General features: G+C 54.9%; 6 protein-coding genes and 1 pseudogene. 5 read left to right on the top strand and 2 right to left on the bottom strand.

The genetic code is table 11. The features are described from left to right. The 5 genes and pseudogenes from AB4043_RS13035 to AB4043_RS13015 form a co-directional block, all read left to right on the top strand. Positions 1 to 215: pseudogene (locus tag AB4043_RS13035) on the top strand (Crp/Fnr family transcriptional regulator); the annotation flags it as partial. Next, entirely contained in the window at positions 115 to 693 is a 579-nt protein-coding gene (locus AB4043_RS13030) for a response regulator (protein WP_442307230.1), read from the top strand. The pseudogene AB4043_RS13035 and the gene AB4043_RS13030, both read left to right, overlap by 101 nt. A gap of 189 nt (positions 694 to 882) precedes the next feature. After that, positions 883 to 1593 (top strand): lipid-binding SYLF domain-containing protein, encoded by a 711-nt coding sequence (locus AB4043_RS13025; protein WP_442302770.1) that lies wholly within the window; start codon positions 883 to 885, stop codon positions 1591 to 1593. Between the two features lie 170 nt (positions 1594 to 1763). After that, on the top strand, positions 1764 to 3248 hold the full coding sequence (locus AB4043_RS13020; RefSeq protein ID WP_442307229.1) for an OmpA family protein: 1485 nt from the start codon (positions 1764 to 1766) through the stop codon (positions 3246 to 3248). A gap of 94 nt (positions 3249 to 3342) precedes the next feature. Further along, positions 3343 to 3966 carry a winged helix-turn-helix domain-containing protein gene (locus AB4043_RS13015; RefSeq protein WP_442302768.1) on the top strand — a complete coding sequence of 208 codons (624 nt, stop codon included), beginning with the start codon at positions 3343 to 3345 and terminating at the stop codon, positions 3964 to 3966. Between the two features lie 86 nt (positions 3967 to 4052). Here AB4043_RS13015 and AB4043_RS13010 read toward each other — a convergent pair whose 3' ends face one another. After that, positions 4053 to 4874: a slipin family protein gene (locus AB4043_RS13010; RefSeq protein ID WP_442302767.1), complete on the bottom strand. Its 822-nt coding sequence runs from the start codon at positions 4872 to 4874 to the stop codon at positions 4053 to 4055. A gap of 374 nt (positions 4875 to 5248) precedes the next feature. After that, positions 5249 to 5407, bottom strand: a complete 159-nt coding sequence (locus tag AB4043_RS13005) for a hypothetical protein (RefSeq protein WP_442307231.1) — start codon at positions 5405 to 5407, stop codon at positions 5249 to 5251. Between the last annotated feature and the right edge of the window lie 4 nt (positions 5408 to 5411).

Genomic DNA, 5411 nt, shown 5'->3' with positions numbered 1-5411 from the left:
TCGGAACGACACGATCTCGCGTCAGCTTCTTTATGAATCGTTTTCGCAAGCTTGGGTTCATTCAGTACAACGGCCGCATTCTGGTACACAAATCTCTCCTCAATGTTGTTCTGTATGACCGGCTATCGCCGCATAATGCAGAAGCTGCGCCAATTGCACTTGCCAGGCCTGCAAAGACAAAGATGGCGCGCGCACCAAAGAGTGAGCAAATGTGAACTGCAGAAAGAAGATAGGGATGGAATACTCGGCATTGAGGCAGCCTTTTCGATGTCTCGGTCGAGGTTCGGCGTGTCCCTTACAAAAGTAAATCTTCTCATCGTCGACGATGACTCATTGCTTCGGAGTTCCCTGTCGCAGATTTTCAGCGGAATGAACTATGAGGTTCGATCCGCGGAAGATGGAGTTTCCGCACTATGCGAGATCGATCGGAAGATTCCGGCGATCATCCTTTCAGATCTCTATATGCCCAGAATGTCCGGATTTGACCTGTTAGCCGAGGTTCGCAGCAGGTTTCCTTCGATCATGCTGATCGCAATGAGTGCTTCGTTTTCGGGTTCCTTCATACCGGACGGAGTAGTAGCGGACGCTTTCTATGAAAAAGCTGCCGGTCTCAGACCATTGCTCAAGATCATGCACAACATGGCTACACGCTGCATCTCATCCCGCCCGATGCTTGTCCAGGCCTATCCTTAGCACCCAGCGAGCACCGTATTTCGACAGAGTGCCCTCCTGAGCTATTTAGCTCAGACAACTCTCCTTGTATCTGCTCCAATGAGTCTGGAGAAGAGTCCGTATTATCGGCTCCCAGATGGTTTCTGAGCTAAGTCAGCACATCTGACCGTTGTCCCCCTCTTAGCTCTCCCGCACTCTGCGAGGAACCCAATGAAAACTATTTCTCTGCTCCTGGTTAGCGCCTTTCTAATGGCGAACGGAAGCGTCTGGGCTACAACCGGACGCCAGGACGCAATCGAGCGCCTGCGTATGTCGTCCGACGTACTTCACGACATCATGGAAGCTCCGGATAAGGGAATTCCGGAAGAAGTGTTAGGTAGTGCCAGGTGCATCGTGGTTGTGCCCCATCTGGTGAAAGGTGGCTTCATCTTTGGCGGTAAGCATGGCAGAGGCATCGCCTCCTGCCGTACGGCCTCTGGATGGAGTGCGCCGGCATTCGTCTCGATCGGCGGCGGTAGTTGGGGACTACAGATCGGGCTGGAAGGTGTAGACCTTGTCATGGTTGTAATGAATGAGCGGGGATTTCAGCACCTCTTGACCAATAAATTTCAGCTCAGCGGAGACGCTTCCGCCGCCGCAGGTCCAGTGGGACGCCATGCTTCCGCGGGTACGGATTGGAAGCTTGACTCTGAGATTCTTACCTACTCCAGGTCACGCGGAGCCTTTGCGGGAATCACACTGGAAGGCGCTGTCGTACAGCACGACAGTGATTCGACGAAAACTATCTACGGGCGCGACCGCTCATTTGAGTCGATCCTGTCAGGCAAAGTCACCGCTCCACAATCTACTCGTGGCTTCATGAAGGCCATTGCTCAGACAGCTCGCGCGGCTGAGGTCTCTGAGCTCAAGAAAGACAAGTAGCAGGACATTTCACTGCTCTGGAAGGAGGTTACAGACTTCCTTCAGAGCAGCGCTTTCGCGTTTCGCTTGCTCTCAAAATGAGATGACGACATCCGGCGGCGACGACATTACAGCAACGATACCGGAATCGCCCACCGCAACAGGACAATCCTCTGTCCAATGGAGAAACCTTGAAAATCGCACATATGCTTCTTGCTACAACCACCCTATGCCTGAGCGCCATTGCTCAAACCAATATTCCAACAACCATGCCTGCACATGCACCTTTCTTTCTTGCGCCCGGCCCTCTTGTTCAGATCTTCCGTATGGCTACCATCAGCCGGAGTACCCAGGCTCTCAACTACCAGCATCGTAGCGGTGCTACGAAGGTAGACTTCAAAGGGACCGAACTCATGCCTCTGGCGAACGGCCAGGCGAAGGTAGAGAGCAAACGTGGCGCGATTGAGATCGAGGTTGAATTCGCCAATCTGCAGACCCCGACGACCTTCGGCAGTGAATATCTCACCTATGTCCTGTGGGCCATCTCTCCCGAGGGCAGAGCGTCAAATCTGGGTGAAGTCCTGGTCGGCGACAATCACCGTAGCAAGCTGGATGTCACCACCGAGCTCCAGTCATTCGCGATGCTTGTGACGGCTGAGCCGTATTATGCGGTCCGTCAGCCCAGCAACGTCGTCGTACTCGAAAATGTTATACGGACGGACACTAAGGCAACCACCGAGGCGGTGAGCGCGAAGTATGAACTTATGGAGCGCGGGGGCTATATCCCGACAGGCTACAAGCTTGACCCAGTCGTTCTGGATGCCAAGGTACCCCTGGAATTTCTCGAAGCACGGAATGCGGTGCGCATCGCGGAATTAGAAGGAGCTGGGCAGTATGCCAACGATAGCTATCAGCATGCACTCCAGCTGATGAAGATGGCAGATGGTTACGCCACGGATAAGCGCGCTTCCAAAAAGCAGCTCATCGCGACCTCCCGCGAGACTGTCCAGACAGCGGAAGACGCACGCGCGATTGCAATTAAGAACAGGACCGAAGAGAGTCTGGCGAAAGATCGCGCGGCCTCGGCGGACGCGCAGGCAAAGTCGCAAGGGCAGGCAAACGACGCAATGCGCGAGCGGGATGCGGCGCAAGCCGAAGCCGCTCAATCACGCCTGAACGCGGAGCAGGCGCAACAGGCTACCGTTCAGGCGCAGGACGATAGAGCAAAGATGCGTGCTCGCTTATCACAACAGCTAAACGATGTGTTACAGACGCGCGACAGCGCTCGCGGACTCATCGTAAACATGTCAGATGTCTTATTCGACACCGGTAGATATTCGCTGAAATCCGAGGCACGCGAAAAGCTCGCGAAGGTCTCGGGGATTCTTCTCTCATACACAGGGCTCAGCATTCAGGTGAGTGGCTACACGGACAATATCGGTGGCGATGTCATGAACCAGGAGCTCTCAGAAAACCGTGCCGGAGCAGTCCGGGATTACCTGGTACAAGAGGGCGTAGCAACTGGCTCTGTCAGCGCGAAAGGGTTTGGCAGCACAGTCCCTGTTGCTTCGAATGACACTTCCGCCGGGCGCCAGCAGAACCGCCGGGTAGAGCTGCTTGTATCTGGCGATACCATCGGAGGCACTACGAGTGCAATGTTTGGCGGGCCACGTTGAACACGGCGCAAACACCAGGCAGTTCGACCGCCGATATGGCTGTCGAATTGCCGATTTCTTGCTGCGTACTGGTCAATTTTGACCATATGACCCGATGGCCGGTGGCCTATGCTGGCCTTGCCAGGCGTCAGGAGCCCTCAGTTTGAACCCAGCAACGAGACTGCCCCCGAACGACCCAACCATCCGCTTTGGAGAGTATGTCATTGACCCACTGTCCTTGCGCCTGCTGCGAGGGATGGATGTCATTCATACGACTGTGAAACAGCTTGAATTGCTTAGGCTGCTTCTTGAAGCGAAGGGAGAAGTGGTGAGTAGGACCACTCTGATGGACCGGCTCTGGCGTGATACCGAGGTGGAAGAGCACAACATTACACAAACAGTTTTTAGGCTCCGCCGCGTCTTAGGCAAATTGCCCAATGGCAAGGAATACATTGAGACTATCCCTCGACGCGGCTACCGCATGTCCTCGGCTTCGTTTGCGGTGTTACCGCTTGCTTCCGACCCGGCCTCCGGGAAAAGAGGGGCTCGATCTGAAACAGATCAAGGTCCCGCACGACGCAAAATCTTCACAAAGATACGATCCCATCGTGCTGCCATTGTTATTCCGCCCTCATGGTCAAGAACTCTAAGCCAGCTTGTCTTCATTTTTGCGATCCTTGCGAGAGCTTCCCGGAAGCGTCCGAGTGGAGGATTCAGCATCGGAGATGGAAAACGCTGAAGCACACGGGCGCCTTTCAAAGATTATTCCCATAGAACTCTGAGTGAAGAAGAATCCCTGCGATCCCGGATGAGGAAGCTACGCCTTTATGAACCGGATGGTGTTTCCGGACCCGACACAGTGGGCGGTGCTTGCCGCGGATCGACGATGCCCGCTTTGGCGATCAGGCCACCCAGAAGATCAAGTGGAAGCGGGAAAACGACGGTGGTGTTCTTTTCAACTCCGATCTCAACCAGTGTCCGCAAATAACGGAGCGTGATGGCGCTGGGCTCACGGCTCAAAATGGCGGCGGCTTCAGCCAGCTTGGTGGAAGCTTGAAACTCGCCGGTTGCCGCAATGATCTTTGCTCTTCTCTCGCGCTCTGCTTCTGCCTGAGCGGCGATGGCTCGCTGCATCTCCTGGGGAAGATCTACCTGCTTTACATTGACGCGCGTTACCTTCACTCCCCATGGCTCGGTATGTTCGTCCAGGATCGTTTGGAGCTTTGTGTTCAGCGTCTCGCGCTGTGATAGAAGATCGTCCAACTCCACTTCACCGAGCACCGACCGCAGTCCCGTCTGCGCTGCCTGCTCCACGGCAAACCGGAAGTTCTCGACTTCGATGATGGCCTGAACCGCCGCGACCACTCTGAAATAGACGACCGCATTTACCTTCAAAGAGACATTGTCTTTTGTGATCACATCCTGGGGCGGAATCACCCAGGTCACGACACGAAGCGATACCCTGACTAGCCTGTCGATCGGCCAAAGAATGGCAACGATGCCTGGGCCCCTCGCATTTTTCCTCACGCGGCCCAGGCGAAACACTACTCCGCGCTCATACTCTTGCAGAATGTTGATCGATTTGACGATCCAGATCAGAAACACGAATACGAAAATCGCTAACGGAACAACAGCATTGGTATTCATGGCATTGTCCTTCCAACGAACTTCAAGCTCAGCCGTTCGTTTACCACCCGCTCGAACCGGACAACATCATAGCTCGTCTGGACAACAAGCGAAGCACCTATCATGGCGGCGATCGTGGTGACTCGCAACAAAGTTTCTCAAAATGGGCGAAGAGATCCGTGGGAGTAGCGATCCGGGTGCCCCGGGTCCCATGGGGACCTGGGTATCGCGCTACGCGCGACCGTTTTCGTTCAGTAGTAAGGAGAAGCTTGCCTGGAATCCGAAGTTTGACGCTTGGTCCAAGAAAGGCCGGGCCCAGGTCCCCGAGGGACACCACCCCAACGAACAAGTTCGTTGGGGACCCCGAACATGGGGCACACGGTGCATGGGCCATCTCAAAACCTCACCTTCGCTCCAAGCTGTACCTGCCGAGCCGACGACGCCGAGGTAATCACGCCGAAGTTGTTGTTCACATTCACTCCTCCAGCGCCTGCCGTAAAGCTGGTGTTCGGCATGCTTAGATTTACATGATTGAAAGCGTTGTAGCCTTCCAAGCGC

The organism is Terriglobus sp. YAF25, from assembly GCF_052113305.1.
Taxonomy (GTDB): Bacteria; Acidobacteriota; Terriglobia; order Terriglobales; family Acidobacteriaceae; genus Terriglobus.
Note: the sequence above shows the minus strand (reverse complement) of the source record. Positions and strands in the feature narration are given on the sequence as shown.

What these genes read in the sequence shown, in the direction of transcription:
- AB4043_RS13030 (WP_442307230.1), top strand. Translation starts at nt 115, where the DNA reads ATGACCGGCTATCGCCGCATAATGCAGAAGCTGCGCCAATTGCACTTG.
- AB4043_RS13025 (WP_442302770.1), top strand. Translation starts at nt 883, where the DNA reads ATGAAAACTATTTCTCTGCTCCTGGTTAGCGCCTTTCTAATGGCGAAC.
- AB4043_RS13015 (WP_442302768.1), top strand. Translation starts at nt 3,343, where the DNA reads ATGGCCGGTGGCCTATGCTGGCCTTGCCAGGCGTCAGGAGCCCTCAGT.
- AB4043_RS13010 (WP_442302767.1), bottom strand. Translation starts at nt 4,874, where the DNA reads ATGAATACCAATGCTGTTGTTCCGTTAGCGATTTTCGTATTCGTGTTT.